Here is a 17,597-nt window from a genome sequence, read left to right as displayed (position 1 = left end):
AGCCTCTTTTCAAAAAGATGACATTCTGCTTATTTATACTCTGCCCAGCTCTTGATAGCTATATCATCCACACTCATCGTACAGAAGGCATTGATAAATGCACTAGCCAGACGGGCATTCGTAATCAACGGTATATTCAAGTCAATGGCAGCACGACGGATTTTATACCCATTACTTAATTCTCCGGCTGTCAGATTCTTCGGGATATTGACTACCATGTCAATCTCCTTGCGATGAAGCATCTCCAATGCTTGCGGATGTCCCTCCTCACTCGGCCAATAGACATGAGTACTTTCAATTCCATTCTCTGCAAGCGTTTTGTGTGTACCACCCGTTGCAAAGAGTTTGTATCCCTTATTCACCAACATACGGGCCGCATCCATCATATCGGCTTTCTGTTTCATTGTTCCCGTAGACAGCAGGATATTCTTCTTCGGAATACGATAGCCTACGGAAAGCATCGCTTTGAGTACGGCACAGGAAGTATCCATTCCGATACAACCCACTTCACCGGTAGAAGCCATATCTACTCCCAACACCGGATCAGCCTTCTGCAAGCGGTTGAAAGAGAATTGGGAAGCCTTGATTCCCACATAATCCAGTTCGAAGAGATTTTTTTCCGGTTTCTCCACAGGCAGACCGAGCATTACTTTCGTTGCCAGCTCGATAAAGTTGATCTTCAACACTTTGCTGACAAACGGGAAAGAACGACTGGCACGCAGATTACATTCAATCACCTTGATATCGTTGTCTTTCGCCAGATACTGAATATTAAACGGACCGGAGATATTCAAAGCCTTAGCAATCTCACGGCTGATACGCTTAATACGGCGAACAGTTTCTACATACAGCTTTTGCGGCGGGAACTGGATTGTTGCATCGCCGGAATGTACTCCCGCAAATTCGATATGCTCACTTATAGCGTATGCTACAATTTCTCCATTCTGCGCCACCGCATCCATTTCCACTTCCTTGGCGTGTTCGATAAACTGGCTTACTACCACCGGATGTTTCTTCGATACATTAGCTGCCAGTTTCAAGAAACGTTCCAATTCTTCCTGGTTGGAACAAACATTCATCGCAGCTCCCGAAAGCACATAAGACGGACGAACAAGTACGGGGAAACCTACCTCTTCAACGAACTCCTGAATGTCATCCATAGAAGTTAATTCACGCCAACGGGGCTGATCCACACCGATACGGTCAAGCATGGCAGAGAATTTCTCACGATCTTCGGCATTATCAATACTCTTGGCACTCGTACCTAGAATATTGATCTTCTGTGCATCCAGACGCAAAGCAAGGTTATTTGGAATCTGACCGCCGGTAGATACAATTACCCCATGCGGATTCTCCAGTTCCAGAATATCCATCACACGTTCAAAAGTCAATTCATCAAAGTACAAACGGTCGCACATATCGTAATCCGTAGATACGGTTTCAGGATTATAGTTAATCATGACACTGCGCCATCCCTCTTTGCGAATGGTATTCAAAGCCTGTACGCCACACCAGTCGAATTCTACGGAAGAACCGATACGATAAGCACCGGAACCCAATACGACGATGGATTTATGGTCGCCCAGATAACGCACATCATTTGCTACACCGCTATAAGTAAGATACAGATAATTGGTTTGTGCCGGGTATTCGGCTGCCAACGTATCGATCTGTTTCACTACCGGAAGAATGCCTGCCTCTTTACGGTGTTTGCGGATATAAAGAATTCCATCTTCCATATCACCTTCGTAACCGATGGCACGGGCAATCTGGAAATCGGAGAAACCTTGAACCTTAGCTTTACGGAGCAATTCGTTCGGCAAATCGGCAATCTGTTTGTGATTGTTTCCCCAACTATGCAGTTCTTCGGAAGTCTTCATAATATTCATTAACTTCTGCAAGAACCATTTATCAATCTTAGTCAATTCGTGCACCTGATCGATGGTGTAGCCGGCGCGAAACGCTTTCGAGATCACGAAAATACGTTTATCGGTCGGTTCGCGCAAGGCTTTATCAATGTCGGAAATAACCAATTCTTTGTTCTCCACAAAACCATGCATTCCCTGTCCGATCATACGAAGACCTTTCTGGATAGCTTCTTCAAAAGTGCGTCCGATAGCCATCACTTCACCCACAGATTTCATAGAAGAACCCAACTCTTTATCTACACCGTGGAATTTACCTAAATCCCAACGAGGAATCTTACATACGACATAATCCAGTGCCGGTTCAAAGAAAGCGGAAGTAGTCTTGGTTACAGAATTCTTCAGGTCGAAGAGTCCATAACCCAATCCCAATTTGGCAGCAACGAAAGCCAGCGGATAACCGGTTGCCTTAGATGCTAAAGCCGATGAACGGGAAAGGCGGGCATTTACTTCGATCACCCGGTAATCTTCGGATTCGGGATCGAAGGCATATTGTACGTTACATTCACCCACGATACCGATATGGCGGATGATACGTATTGCCAATTCCCGAAGTTTATGATACTCTTTATTGGTAAGCGTCTGTGAAGGAGCAATAACGATAGACTCACCGGTATGAATACCCAGCGGATCGAAGTTTTCCATATTACAAACGGTGATACAGTTATCGAAGCGGTCACGTACCACTTCATATTCCACTTCTTTCCAACCGCGTAGTGATTTCTCCACCAATACCTGTGGGGAGAAAGAGAATGCTTTTTCTACCAGCACATCCAGCTGTTGTTCATTATCACAGAAACCGGACCCCAAGCCTCCTAACGCATAAGCAGCACGAACAATCACCGGATAGCCCAGTTCTTTTGCTGCGCGACGTGCATCTTCCGCATTTTCTACGGCTTCACTCTTGATGGTTTTTACATTGATCTCATTCAATTTCTGAACAAAAAGTTCACGGTCCTCGGTATCCATAATGGCCTGTACCGGAGTACCCAACACTTTTACATTATATTTTTCAAGAATACCTTCTTTATACAATGCTACTCCACAGTTCAGAGCCGTCTGACCACCGAACGCCAGCATAATACCTTCCGGTTTTTCTTTTTGGATCACTTTCTCTACGAAGTACGGAGTCACCGGAAGAAAGTAAATTTGATCTGCCACTCCTTCGGAAGTCTGCACCGTAGCAATATTCGGATTGATAAGAATGGTTTCAATACCCTCTTCTTTCAAGGCTTTAAGTGCCTGTGAACCGGAATAGTCAAATTCACCAGCCTCACCGATTTTCAGGGCACCTGAACCTAATAGCAATACTTTCTTTATATTTTCTTTCATTGTTACAATAGTTTTACAAATTCGTCGAACAGGAATTCCGTATCCGTAGGTCCACTCGCAGCTTCCGGGTGGAATTGCGCAGAGAACCAGGGATTCTTTTTATGTTTGATTCCCTCGTTGGACCCATCGTTCATATTGATAAACAACGGTTCCCACTCTGCACTCAACGTATTATTGTCTACGGCATAACCATGATTTTGTGAAGTAATGAAACAACGTTCCGTACCTATCATACGCACCGGCTGATTGTGGCTACGATGTCCGTATTTCAATTTATAAATCTTGGCTCCGCCCGCTTTTGAAAGCAACTGGTTACCCATACAGATGCCGAAGATAGGCAGTTTCTCATTTACCATCGCCTTCCGTATATTCTGTACCGCAGCATCACAAGTATCCGGGTCACCCGGTCCGTTGGAGATAAACAACCCGTCAAATTCGAGTCCGCTATAATCATAATCCCAAGGTACACGGATCACTTCTACATTACGTTTCAGCAGACAACGAATAATATTTGTCTTTACACCGCAATCTACCAGGATAACCTTCTTAAATTGAGAATTGAAAGTTGAGAATTGAGAATTAAGCTGCGCATAGGAACTATTTACGGAGAAAGTTTGTGAAGTTCCGGCAGGAAGATAGCAAATAATCTCTTTGCAAGATACACGATCTACATAATTGACGCCTGCGTATACTGCTTCAGGCACATTATCCGGTTCATCATCGAAAACGATTTTTCCCATCATTACTCCATGTTCACGAAGAACCTTAGTCAGCTCGCGCGTATCAATGCCTGTGATACCGGGAATCTGCTCGCGTTTCAACCAGTCACCGAGACTTTCCACCGCATTCCAGTGGCTGTATTCATAAGAATAGTCACTTACGATAATCGCTTCCGCATGGATTTTCTCACTTTCCATGAAAGTGGCAAGTCCATTCGGTTCGATGGTAAAAGGAGGAACACCGTAGTTGCCTACCAGAGGATAGGTAAGCGTCATCAACTGTCCGGCGTATGAAGGGTCAGTAAGGCTCTCCGGGTATCCGGTCATGGCAGTATTAAAAACTACTTCGCCTGCCACCGGCTTCTCGTAGCCAAACGACTTACCGGAAAACCGGCTCCCGTCGTCAAGGATTAATGTCACATTTCTCATTCTTATTATTGAATCGTTGTATGGTTGTTAGAATTGATACATTTGTTCTATATAGTCGATGAACGCCCGGTTCACCATTTTCACACCTCCCGGTGTAGGGTAGTTACCGCTAAAATACCAGTCGCCTTTATGATGCGGACAAGCCTCGTGCAATCCCTCCAACGGTTGATAGACAATTTCCACTTTCGCCTTTGTTCCCTTGGGAGTCAGCAGTTCCACCATCTTGGCAGAGATTTCCTCATCGGTGAACGGAGCATAGATATTCTTCACATAGTTTATCATCTGCTCTTTCGGCAGTCCCACCTGATCTTTCGATTTACGGTAGGCAGCCGCAATCACATCTTTCATATCCCGCTCCTTTAAAAGTTCGACAGCAGCTCGGAAAGCGATAAACTCACTCATCTTTGCCATATCGATACCGTAATAGTCAGGATAACGCACTTGCGGAGAAGAAGATACTATCACAATCTTCTTCGGACCGAGACGGTCGAGAATACCGATAATACTTTGTTTCAACGTAGTACCACGCACAATGCTGTCGTCAATAATCACCAGATTATCAACACCGGGTACCAGACTTCCGTATGTAATGTCATACACATGGGCTGCCAGATCATTACGACTGTTTCCTTCGGCAATAAACGTACGGAGTTTGATATCCTTGATCGCCACCTTTTCGCTACGGATGCGGCGGGAAAGAATGACTTCCAGTTCCTCCATATCCGGATGATGCCCTAATGCAGCAATTTGCTGCACTTTCTCCTCATTCAAGTAATCGTCCAGTCCCTGCAACATTCCGTAGAAAGCCACCTCCGCAGTATTGGGAATAAAAGAAAAAACCGTATGATCGATGTCATTATTGATAGCTTTCAATATTCTCGGAACCAACTTTTCACCCAACCGTTTCCTTTCCTTATAAATATCGACATCACTCCCACGGGAGAAATAGATACGTTCGAAAGAACAGGCATGATTTTCGCGCGGCTTGTTAATTTGCGAAGTACGGATTTTACCTTCTTTGCTGATTAACAATGCTTGCCCCGGTTGCAATTCTTTGATTTCCTCAAACGGAACATTCAAAGCAGTCTGGATCACCGGACGTTCGGAAGCAAGAACAGCTATCTCATCATCCTGATACCAGAATGCAGGCCGGATTCCCCACGGGTCGCGGATGGCGAAGGACTCGCCGCTCCCGGTCAATCCGCAGATCACGTATCCCCCATCCCATTCGCGGCTGGAAGTGCGCAACACGTTTGCCAAATCAATATATTCTTCTATATAATGAGTGATTCCCATGCCCGTAAGCCCCTCGGCTTCGGCAAGATTGAATACACGCTCCACTTCACGGTCAAGACGGTGTCCCACCTGCTCCAACATGATATATGTATCGGCATATTTACGCGGATGCTGACCAATGGCAGTGATACGGGCAAATATCTCGTCCACATTTGTCATATTGAAATTTCCGCAGAGGGCCAAATTCTTGGCACGCCAGTTATTTCTTCTTAAAAATGGATGCACATAAGAGATTCCGGATTTTCCCGTAGTGGAATAACGAAGATGTCCCATATATACTTCACCGGCAAAAGGCAAAGTTCGTTTGGCATACGCTGCATCGTGCAACTGTTCGGGAGTGAGATCCTTAAAATTGTTTTGAACGTTTTCAAAGATTTCCGTAATGGCTCCGGAACCTAAAGCGCGTTCACGAAACATATATTCTTCACCCGGATTTGCTTCCAGTTTCACACATGCCAGTCCCGCACCTTCCTGTCCACGATTATGCTGCTTCTCCATCAACAGGTAGAGTTTATTAAGACCATACATCCATGTCCCGTACTTTTTCTCGTAATACTCTAACGGTTTGAGCAAGCGTATCATGGCAACGCCACATTCATGTTTCAATTGTTCCATCTCTCTATATACTAGTTACTACTTAAAGTTACTCTACTGTTACCGACTTCGCCAGATTTCTCGGCTGATCCACATCCATCCCTTTGCATACCGCAATGTGGTAAGCAAGAAGTTGCAGAGGTACCGTAGTAATTAACGGATCGAGACATTCGATTGTTTCAGGAAGTTCGATACTACAGTCAGCGATTTTGCTGATAACGGTATCTCCTTTCGTCACAAATGCAATCACTTTTCCTTTCCGTGCCTTAATCTCCTGAATATTACTTACTACTTTCTCATACAACCCATTCTGGGTAGCAATCACCACTACCGGCATTTCCGCATCGATCAGGGCAATCGGTCCATGCTTCATCTCCGCAGCCGGATAACCTTCGGCGTGAATATACGATATTTCTTTCAATTTCAATGCACCTTCCAGAGCAACGGGATAACTATATCCGCGTCCCAGGTAAATAAAATTATGCGCATAAGTGAAAGTTTTCGATAACTCCGCCAAAGTATCATTCAATTCCAACACCTCTTTCATTTTTTCCGGAATATGATTTAACTCCTGTACGATTGAAAGATAATGCTGTTCGTCAATGGTTCCTTTCGCTTTGGCAAGTGTCAATGCCAACATCGCCAATACAGTGACCTGTCCGGTAAATGCTTTGGTAGAAGCCACCCCGATTTCTGGACCCACATGAATATATGAACCGGTATGAGTGGCACGGGGAATAGAAGAGCCGATCGCATTGCAAATGCCATATATAAATGCCCCGCGGCTTTTCGCCAATTCCACAGCAGCCAATGTATCTGCCGTCTCGCCACTCTGGGAGATTGCTATCACCACATCCTGCCCGTCAATCACCGGATCACGGTAGCGGAATTCGGAAGCATACTCCACTTCCACCGGTATGCGGCAAAAACTCTCAATCAGATGCTTACCGATCAGTCCGGCATGCCAGGAAGTTCCGCAAGCAACAATAATAAACCGTTTGGCATTCAGCAGCTTTTCCCGGTGATCTATCACAGCAGAAAGCACCACATTATCAGCTTCCACATTGATACGTCCGCGCATGCAATCACGAATACAATCGGGCTGTTCGAAAATCTCTTTCAACATAAAGTGCGGATATCCCCCTTTTTCCAACTGACCGAGGTTGAGTTCCACCTTCTTTATTTCAGGTATCATTTCGACATTGTTCAAGTTGACTACCTTCAACTCCTTCCCCAGATTCAAAACAGCTATTTCCCCGTCTTCCAGATAAACCACTTTATCAGTATATTCTACAATCGGAGTAGCATCTGAAGCAAGAAAGAACTCATTCTCTCCAATCCCCACTACCAATGGACTGCTCTTACGGGCAGCAATAATCTCATCGGGATGCTCCTTATCAAGAATCGCAATCGCATAAGCACCAATTACCTCCCCTAACGCCAACTGAACAGCCGTCAACAGACTGACCTGATTAGTGACTTTCATGTATTCTATTAATTGAACGAGGACTTCGGTATCTGTACTACTTTTAAAAATATAGCCTTTGGCTTGAAGTTTTTCTTTAAGAACGGCGTAGTTTTCAATAATACCGTTATGAATGAGAGCGAGCTTTTCGGAAGAAGAGTAATGAGGGTGGGCGTTAGCAGAACAAGGTTCCCCGTGAGTAGCCCAACGGGTATGGGCAATTCCGATTGTACCGGAAATATCTTTCTGTGTGACGAAATTTTCAAGATCAGAGACTTTTCCTTTCGTCTTATACACATTTAACTGTTGGTCATCACTAATGATTGCTACCCCCGCGCTGTCATATCCACGATACTCCAGTCGCTTCAGCCCTTTGATAAGGATAGGGTAGGCTTTTCGTTTACCAATATAGCCTACTATTCCACACATATTATGATATTTTTATTTCGCCTGCAAATATACACATTACAAATAACATAAAGACAACAAAAAGCATATTTATTTGACAGAAACGCATAAAAAAGTTGCAAACACATCAAAAAGTTAAATAATATATTATTTTTAGCTCAAAAAGAAACAAATTACAATCAGCTTCAAATAAGGATAAATAAGCTAACAAATTAAAAGCAAATTTCCTGTTTTTAATAACAAATTAAAAGAATAAAGATTCCTATTCTCATTTCGCGTCACACAAAAGCTAAATTTCACTATCATTTTGAAATTAAAATATTAACTTTGCCAAACAATTTGATACATCAAACAGGTATTATCATACAATAAAGCTAGTAAGAATGAAGAAACAAGAACTTTTTAACAACGTAACAGAAGGATTCCCTTACCAACGACAGCCCCAACAGGTAGGCTTGTACGATGCGGCATACGAACACGATGCCTGCGGTGTCGGTATGCTGGTTAACATTCATGGAGAAAAGTCACACGACATTGTTGAGTCGGCTTTAAAGGTATTAGAAAACATGCGCCATCGTGGTGCCGAGGGTGCGGATAACAAGACCGGTGACGGTGCAGGTATCATGCTTCAAATTCCGCATGAGTTTATTTTATTACAAGGTATTCCTGTCCCCGAAAAAGGACGGTACGGCACAGGATTATTGTTTTTACCGAAAAACGAAAAAGACCAGGCAGCTATTCTAAGTATTATTATTGAAGAAATTGAAAAAGAAGGACTCACATTGATGCATTTACGCAATGTGCCCACCTGCCCCGAAATCCTGGGAGAATCGGCTCTGGCAAACGAACCGGACATCAAACAAGTGTTCATCACCGGATTTACGGAAACGGAAACTGCCGACCGGAAGTTATATCTGATCCGGAAAAGAATCGAAAATAAAGTCAGATTGTCATCTATTCCGGCAAAAGACGATTTTTATGTTGTGTCACTCTCTACCAAAAGCATTACATATAAAGGTATGCTTTCATCATTACAGCTGCGCAACTATTATCCGGACCTGACAAATAGCTATTTTACCAGCGGACTGGCATTGGTGCACTCTCGTTTCAGTACCAATACATTCCCTACATGGGGATTGGCACAGCCGTTCCGTCTGCTGGCACACAACGGTGAAATCAATACTATCCGTGGTAACCGAGGATGGATGGAAGCCCGTGAAAGTGTACTCTCCACTCCCACTTTAGGCGATATAAAAGAAATCCGCCCGATTATACAACCGGGCATGAGCGACAGTGCTTCTCTGGACAATGTACTGGAGTTCCTGGTGATGTCAGGATTGAGCCTGCCACATGCCATGGCTATGCTCGTGCCGGAATCTTTCAACGAGAAGAACCCGATCAGTGAGGATCTGAAATCATTCTACGAATACCACTCCATCCTGATGGAACCGTGGGACGGACCGGCCGCACTACTATTCAGCGACGGACGATTTGCCGGAGGTATGCTCGACCGCAATGGCCTGCGCCCTGCCCGTTATCTGATTACTAAAAACGATATGATGGTAGTGGCTTCGGAAGTCGGTGTTATGGATTTCGAACCGGGAGACATCAAAGAAAAAGGTCGCTTACAGCCCGGCAAAATCCTGCTGGTGGATACGGAAAAAGGCGAGATCTACTATGACGGCGAACTGAAAAAACAGTTGGCTGAAGCCAAGCCTTACCGCACCTGGCTATCTACCAACCGAATCGAACTGGATGAACTGAAAAGCGGGCGCAAAGTTCCTCATCACGTAGCAAACTACGACCGGATGCTTCGTACTTTCGGCTACTCCAAAGAGGACATCGAAAGGCTGATTATGCCGATGGCAAGCACCGGAGCAGAACCGATCAATTCAATGGGTAACGATACGCCACTCGCCGTACTTTCAGATAAACCACAGTTGCTTTACAACTATTTCCGTCAGCAATTTGCACAGGTAACCAATCCGCCCATTGATCCCCTTCGTGAAGAACTGGTGATGTCATTGACGGAATACATTGGAGCAGTCGGTATGAATATTCTGACGCCCAGTGAAAGTCATTGCAAAATGGTACGCCTGAATCATCCGATTTTAAGCAATACCCAACTGGATATTCTTTGTAATATCCGGTATAAAGGCTTCAAAACAGTCAAACTACCCATGTTGTTTGAGGTTGCCAAAGGGAAAGCCGGACTGCAGGAAGCACTGACCCATCTTTGTAAAATGGCGGAAGAATCCGTGACGGAAGGTGTAAACTACATTGTCCTGACCGACCGTGAGGTGGATATTACCCATGCTGCCATTCCATCATTGCTGGCAGTAAGCGCTGTTCATCACCACCTGATTTCAGTTGGTAAACGGGTGCAAACGGCATTGATCGTAGAAAGTGGTGAAATACGTGAAGTGATGCACGCCGCGTTATTGTTGGGTTTCGGAGCAAGTGCCCTGAATCCTTACATGGCATTCGCTGTCCTCGACCGACTGGTAAAAGACAAAGATATTCAGTTAGATTATACCACTGCTGAAAAGAACTATATCAAATCCATCTGTAAAGGCTTGTTTAAAATCATGAGTAAGATGGGTATCTCTACGATCCGCTCCTATCGTGGTGCTAAGATTTTCGAAGCTGTCGGTTTGAGTGAAGAATTGAGCAAGGCTTATTTTGGAGGACTCGGTTCACCGATCGGAGGTATCCGTCTGGAAGAAATAGCCAGAGATGCCATTGCTTTCCATAAAGAAGGATTTGAAAGTATTAAAAATGAAGAGTTATTAAAAAATAACGGTTTGTATGCTTTCCGTAAAGATGGAGAAAAGCACGCATGGAATCCGGAAACAATCAGCACTCTGCAATTGGCTACACGACTGGGGAGTTATAAAAAATTTAAAGAGTACACCCATCTGGTAGACGAAAAAGAGAAGCCTATTTTCCTTCGTGACTTTCTGGGATTCCGTCGTAATCCGATTTCAATCGATCAGGTAGAACCGGTGGAAAACATTCTGCATCGTTTCGTCACGGGGGCTATGTCTTTTGGTTCTATCAGCAAAGAGGCTCATGAGGCAATGGCTATTGCCATGAATAAAATTCACGGACGCAGTAATACCGGTGAAGGTGGCGAAGACGCTGCCCGTTTCCAACCGCTGCCCGATGGCAGTTCTTTACGAAGTGCAATCAAGCAGGTAGCTTCCGGTCGTTTCGGTGTAACGGCAGAATATCTGGTTAATGCGGACGAAATTCAAATCAAGATAGCACAGGGAGCCAAACCGGGTGAAGGCGGACAACTACCGGGATTTAAAGTGAACGATGTGATTGCGAAAACACGTCATTCCATTCCGGGAATTTCGCTGATTTCTCCTCCGCCTCATCATGATATTTATTCGATTGAGGATTTGGCACAATTAATCTTCGATTTGAAAAATGTAAATCCACAGGCCAAAATCAGTGTGAAACTGGTAGCAGAAAGCGGCGTCGGTACGATTGCTGCGGGTGTGGCAAAAGCAAAGGCGGACCTAATTGTCATCTCTGGTGCTGAAGGGGGAACAGGTGCTTCTCCGGCTTCTTCTATCCGCTATGCGGGTATCTCACCGGAATTGGGATTGAGCGAGACACAGCAAACACTGGTTCTGAACGGACTTCGTGGCCAAGTAGTTCTGCAAGCCGACGGACAACTGAAAACCGGACGTGACATCATCTTAATGGCACTAATGGGTGCCGAAGAATATGGCTTCGCCACCTCGGCATTGATTGTATTAGGGTGTGTAATGATGCGCAAATGCCATCAGAATACTTGTCCGGTGGGAGTTGCCACACAGAATGAAGAGTTACGTAAACGCTTTCATGGACGCAGTGAATATTTAGTAAACTTTTTCACATTCCTGGCACAGGAAGTCCGCGAGCATTTGGCTGAAATGGGATTCACCCGGATGGATGATATCATCGGGCGTACAGACTTAATCGAGCGCAAGTCCGATGCCAATGACCCAAATCCGAAACATGCTTTAATCGACTTCACCAAATTGCTGGCACGTGTTGACAACAGTGCGGCTATCCGTCATGTCATCGACCAAGATCATGGAATTTCTGCTGTAAAGGATGTAACCATCATCGATGCCGCACAAGAAGCTATCGAACATGAGAAAGAGATTTCTTTAGAATATACGATTGCCAATACAGACCGTGCAATAGGTGCTATGCTTTCCGGAGTAATCGCCAAGAAATATGGTGCCAAAGGATTGCCGGAACATACGCTGAATGTAAAATTCAAAGGTTCGGCAGGTCAATCTTTCGGAGCTTTTCTCGTACCGGGAGTTAACTTTAAACTGGAAGGTGAAGCGAATGATTACCTGGGTAAAGGATTGAGCGGCGGGCGTATCTCCGTATTGCCTCCTATCCGCAGCAATTTCGAAGCCGAAAAAAATACAATCGCCGGTAATACCTTGCTTTATGGCGCAACAAGCGGTGAAGTATATATCAACGGCCGTGTAGGAGAACGTTTCGCTGTTCGTAACTCCGGCGCAGTTGCCGTCGTAGAAGGCGTGGGTGACCATTGTTGCGAATACATGACCGGAGGTCGTGTGGTAGTCCTCGGACAAACCGGACGTAACTTTGCAGCCGGTATGAGTGGCGGTGTGGCTTACGTATGGAACAAGGATGGCAACTTCGATTATTTCTGCAACATGGAAATGGTGGAACTGTCACTCATCGAAGAAGCCAGCTACCGGAAAGAGCTACACGAACTAATCCGCCAACATTATCTGTACACAGGCTCAAAACTAGCCCGTACCATGCTTGACAACTGGAATCATTATGCAGAACAGTTCATCCAAGTAGTACCCATCGAATACAAAAAAGTATTGCAGGAGGAACAGATGAGAAAATTACAACAAAAAATTGCAGACATGCAAAGAGACTATTAGATTTACAATTTGACTATTTACAATTTACTATTTGAATGTATAGTCTGTAAATAGTCAAATAGCAAATGACAAGATAGTCTAAAAATAGTAAATAGTAAATCGTCAAATAGTAAATAACAAGATGGGAGATCCTAAAGCATTTCTAAATATACCTCGACAAGAGGCGGGATACCGCCCTGTAAACGAGCGAATCGCTGACTATAGTCAGGTAGAACAGACTTTGAATACAAACAGCCGTAAATTGCAGGCGTCACGCTGTATGGATTGCGGCGTACCTTTCTGTCATTGGGCATGCCCGATAGGAAATAAACAACCGGAATGGCAGGATGCATTATACAGGGGAAAATGGAAGGAGGCATACGAAGTATTGTCGTCTACTTGCGATTTTCCGGAATTTACGGGACGTATTTGTCCTGCCCTTTGCGAGAAATCGTGTGTGTTGAAACTTTCCTGCGATCAGCCGGTGACTATTCGCGAGAATGAAGCAGCTATCGTGGAAGCGGCTTTTCGTGAAGGATATATACAGGTAAAGACGCCGAGAAGAAACGGAAAGAAAGTGGCGGTGATTGGTGCGGGTCCTGCCGGATTGGTGGTGGCTAATCAGCTGAATTTAAAAGGATATAGCGTTACTTTATTCGATAAGGATAAAGCGCCCGGAGGGTTATTACGGTTCGGTATTCCTAATTTCAAACTGGATAAGAATGTAATTGACCGACGGATGAAGATATTGGCTGCTGAAGGAATACAGTTTGAGATGGGAGTAGAAATAGACGTCAATCATTTGCCGGAAGGATTCGACGCTTACTGCATCTGTACCGGAACGCCGACTGCACGTGATTTGAGTATTCCGGGACGTGAACTGAAAGGCATCCATTTCGCACTTGAAATGCTGGCACAGCAGAACAGGATTCTGGCAGGACAAACTTTCCCGAAAGATAAATTGGTGAATGCCAAAGGCAAAAAAGTACTTGTGATAGGTGGCGGAGATACCGGTTCCGACTGCATCGGAACCAGTGTACGACAAGGAGCCGTCAGTGTCACTCAAATCGAAATCATGCCGAAACCTCCTGTCGGCTACAATCCGGCTACTCCTTGGCCACAATGGCCGGTAGTCTTCAAAACGACTTCCAGCCATGAAGAAGGTTGTACACGCCGTTGGTGTCTGGCGTCCAATCAGTTCCTCGGAAAGAATGGAAAAGTGACAGGCGTAGAAGTGGAAGAAGTGGAATGGATTCCGGCTGCAGATGGCGGACGTCCCACGATGAAACCGACAGGAAAAAAGGAAGTCATCGAGGCTGATATGGTATTATTGGCGATGGGATTCCTGAAACCGGAACAACCCAAATTTGCAAAGAATGTATTTCTTGCCGGAGACGCTGAAACAGGTGCCAGCCTGGTGGTACGCGCCATGGCGGGAGGACGAGAGGCAGCTGCGGAAATAGATGCTTATCTGACGAAATAGCTTTGCAGTAAGGAAAAAGCAGAAGTTTGATTAGTACTATCTGATTCGTTCCACCATGGTCGAACGAAAGAAACACCCAGGTGGAACGGAAAGACAACCTTGGTGGAACGAAAGGGAAACCAAGGCGGAACGAATTAAGAATAGCTAGTCAGCTTCTTTGAAATAGCGAATAAACAATCAACAGATTACATTACCCCCTCTAAAAATTAAAGTTATGTGTGGAATAGCAGGTATACTCAACATCAAAGTTCAAACGAAAGAGCTAAGAGATAAAGCACTGAAAATGGCCCAGAAGATCCGTCATCGCGGACCGGACTGGAGTGGAATCTATGTAGGCGGAAGTGCCATCCTGGCTCACGAACGTCTTTCCATTGTCGACCCGCAAAGTGGCGGACAGCCGTTATACTCTCCCGATCGTAAACAAGTGCTCGCCGTCAACGGTGAGATTTACAATCACCGTGATATTCGCGCTAAATATGCGGGAAAATATAACTTTCAGACCGGAAGTGACTGTGAGGTAATTCTTGCCCTTTACAAAGATAAAGGCATCCATTTTCTGGAAGATATTAGCGGTATCTTTGCTTTCGTTCTTTATGATGAGGAAAAGGATGAATTTCTGATTGCCCGTGATCCGATAGGGGTTATTCCTTTATATATAGGAAAAGATAAAGAGGGAAAAATCTACTTCGGCAGCGAGTTGAAAGCCCTTGAAGGATTTTGTGACGAATATGAAATATTTCTCCCCGGACATTACTTCTATAGTAAAGAGGGAAAAATGAAACGTTGGTATTCGCGCGACTGGACAGAATATGAAACCGTAAAAGAGAATGATGCACAAACCGTTGATGTGAAAATAGCATTAGAAGAGGCTGTACACCGCCAGTTAATGAGTGACGTACCGTACGGAGTGCTTCTTTCGGGCGGGTTGGATAGTTCTGTCATCTCCGCCATTGCCAAAAAATATGCGGCAAAGCGTATAGAAACAGACGGAGCGAGTGATGCGTGGTGGCCTCAACTCCACTCCTTCGCCATCGGACTAAAAGGTGCTCCCGATTTGATTAAAGCACGTGAAGTGGCTGAATATATCGGTACTGTCCATCACGAAATAAACTATACTGTTCAGGAAGGTTTGGATGCCCTGCGTGATGTCATTTATTTCATCGAGACATACGATGTAACCACGGTACGCGCTTCCACTCCCATGTACCTACTGGCACGTGTCATCAAATCGATGGGTATCAAAATGGTGTTGAGCGGTGAAGGCGCCGATGAAGTTTTCGGTGGTTATCTGTATTTCCACAAGGCTCCCACTCCACAAGCATTCCACGAAGAAACAGTACGTAAACTTTCAAAGTTGCACATGTACGATTGCCTCCGCGCCAATAAAAGTTTGTCAGCATGGGGAGTAGAAGGACGTGTTCCTTTCCTTGATAAAGAATTCCTCGACGTAGCCATGAACCTGAATCCGAAAGCTAAAATGTGCCCCGGAAAGGAAATTGAGAAACGGATTGTTCGCGAAGCCTTTGCCGAGATGTTACCGGAAAGTGTGGCGTGGAGACAAAAAGAGCAGTTCAGTGACGGTGTAGGATATTCATGGATTGACACATTGAGGGAAATCACAGCTGCTGCTGTGAGCGATCAGCAAATGGAACATGCTACCGAACGCTTCCCTATCAACACGCCACAAAATAAAGAAGAATACTATTATCGCAGTATCTTTGAAGAGCATTTCCCCAGTGAAAGTGCAGCACGCACCGTACCCAGTGTTCCCAGTGTGGCCTGCTCCACAGCAGAAGCGCTGGCGTGGGATATTGCTTTCAGGAATCTGAATGAGCCTAGCGGACGTGCGGTGAGAGGAATACACGAAGAGGCCTATACTTAACTGATAAGAATAACAGAATCTGCTCTTTCTGTTATTCTTTTGTAACATTTCTATTTTAAAATCTCAAGGATTAACGCAGATTAGCATATTATTGTCTGATTTGCGTTTTCTTTTTTATAATTTTGAGGCCAAACCAAATTAAATCTATCAAACTTTTAAAAGACCAAACAAATGAATTTAAAAAAAATGATGATGGCTTCTGCCCTTCTAATGGTTGCTTGCTGTATGCAGGCACAGACAAAAGTGATAGCCCACCGTGGATTCTGGAAAACTCCGGGATCATCACAAAACAGTATTTCATCACTTCTAAAAGCAGATTCCATCGGTTGTTACGGTTCAGAATTTGACGTATGGATCGCTAAGGATAACAAGTTGGTGGTCAACCATGATCCTGTATACAAGATGAGACCGATGGAGTATTCCAAAGGTGACGCACTGACCGGACTTAAATTATCCAACGGAGAAAACTTACCCAGCCTGGAACAATATCTGGAAGCCGGGAAAAACTGTAATACCCGACTGATTCTCGAACTGAAAGCACATAGTAACAAGAAACGTGAAACCAAAGCCGTACAGGGAATCCTTGCCATGGTGAAGAAAATGGGACTGGAAAACCGCATGGAATATATCACGTTCTCCCTGCATGCCATGAAAGAGTTTATCCGCCTGGCTCCTGCCGGTACTCCGGTATTTTACCTTAACGGGGAACTGTCTCCCAAAGAATTAAAGGAACTCGGTGCTGCCGGTCTTGATTATCACATGGGAGTGATTAAGAAACACCCCGAATGGATCAAAGAAGCTCATGAACTCGGCTTGAAAGTAAATGTGTGGACTGTGGACGAAGTGGAAGATATGAAATCGCTGATCGAACAGAAAGTAGATTTCATTACCACCAACGAACCAGTCATCTTACAAGAAGAACTGAAAAAACATCAATAAGATAAAATCATTACAAAGTAAACTATTTAATATCCGTCTTTAAAGAAACAGCTCGTTCCTTTAAAAGAAACAGGATGTTTCTCGGTGTCGAACGAGGTTGTGTCAAAACGTTGGCACAACCTCTTTTATATTTTACAGTTCTGCTATATTTTCTTTTGGCTATGCTGCTTTTTCCTCATGCATTTGGCAACAAGTTGCTATATTCCAATTAT

General features: G+C 44.6%; 8 protein-coding genes. 4 read left to right on the top strand and 4 right to left on the bottom strand.

Features of this window, described 5'->3' with window-relative positions; genetic code table 11:
- Window positions 1-29: 29 nt before the first annotated feature.
- From carB to glmS, 4 genes are read right to left on the bottom strand one after another with little or no spacing between them, the layout of a single operon-like run.
- The gene (carB, locus tag N5O98_RS04090; protein ID WP_004309296.1) at window positions 30-3,257 is read right to left on the bottom strand and encodes a carbamoyl-phosphate synthase (glutamine-hydrolyzing) large subunit; all 3,228 of its coding nucleotides are present in this window, start codon (window positions 3,255-3,257) and stop codon (window positions 30-32) included.
- Window positions 3,258-3,259: 2 nt separating this feature from the next.
- The gene (carA, locus tag N5O98_RS04085) at window positions 3,260-4,405 is read right to left on the bottom strand and encodes a glutamine-hydrolyzing carbamoyl-phosphate synthase small subunit (protein WP_004309298.1); all 1,146 of its coding nucleotides are present in this window, start codon (window positions 4,403-4,405) and stop codon (window positions 3,260-3,262) included.
- A gap of 27 nt (window positions 4,406-4,432) precedes the next feature.
- Window positions 4,433-6,316: an amidophosphoribosyltransferase gene (locus N5O98_RS04080; protein ID WP_004309300.1), complete on the bottom strand. Its 1,884-nt coding sequence runs from the start codon at window positions 6,314-6,316 to the stop codon at window positions 4,433-4,435.
- Between the two features lie 28 nt (window positions 6,317-6,344).
- Entirely contained in the window at window positions 6,345-8,189 is a 1,845-nt protein-coding gene (gene glmS / locus N5O98_RS04075; RefSeq protein WP_008776596.1) for a glutamine--fructose-6-phosphate transaminase (isomerizing), read from the bottom strand.
- A gap of 362 nt (window positions 8,190-8,551) precedes the next feature.
- Between glmS and gltB the strand changes: the two genes are divergently transcribed.
- The 4 genes from gltB to N5O98_RS04055 all read left to right on the top strand — a co-directional run bounded on the left by gltB (window position 8,552) and on the right by N5O98_RS04055 (window position 17,385).
- A complete protein-coding gene (gene gltB, locus N5O98_RS04070; RefSeq protein ID WP_061447585.1) occupies window positions 8,552-13,102 on the top strand; it encodes a glutamate synthase large subunit in 4,551 nt (1,516 codons plus the stop codon).
- Window positions 13,103-13,223: 121 nt separating this feature from the next.
- Entirely contained in the window at window positions 13,224-14,564 is a 1,341-nt protein-coding gene (locus tag N5O98_RS04065) for a glutamate synthase subunit beta (protein WP_118161027.1), read from the top strand.
- A 214-nt stretch (window positions 14,565-14,778) separates the two neighbouring features.
- Complete coding sequence (asnB, locus tag N5O98_RS04060; RefSeq protein ID WP_195664439.1) at window positions 14,779-16,446, top strand: asparagine synthase B; 1,668 nt, start codon at window positions 14,779-14,781, stop codon at window positions 16,444-16,446.
- Window positions 16,447-16,617: 171 nt separating this feature from the next.
- Window positions 16,618-17,385, top strand: a complete 768-nt coding sequence (locus N5O98_RS04055; protein WP_004300081.1) for a glycerophosphodiester phosphodiesterase family protein — start codon at window positions 16,618-16,620, stop codon at window positions 17,383-17,385.
- Window positions 17,386-17,597: the final 212 nt, after the last annotated feature.

It is taken from the genome of Bacteroides sp. LFL-34 (assembly GCF_027257075.1).
In the GTDB taxonomy this organism is placed as follows: domain Bacteria; phylum Bacteroidota; class Bacteroidia; order Bacteroidales; family Bacteroidaceae; genus Bacteroides; species Bacteroides ovatus.
The sequence above is the reverse complement of the archived record's forward strand: the minus strand, read 5'-3'. Positions and strand labels throughout refer to the sequence as shown.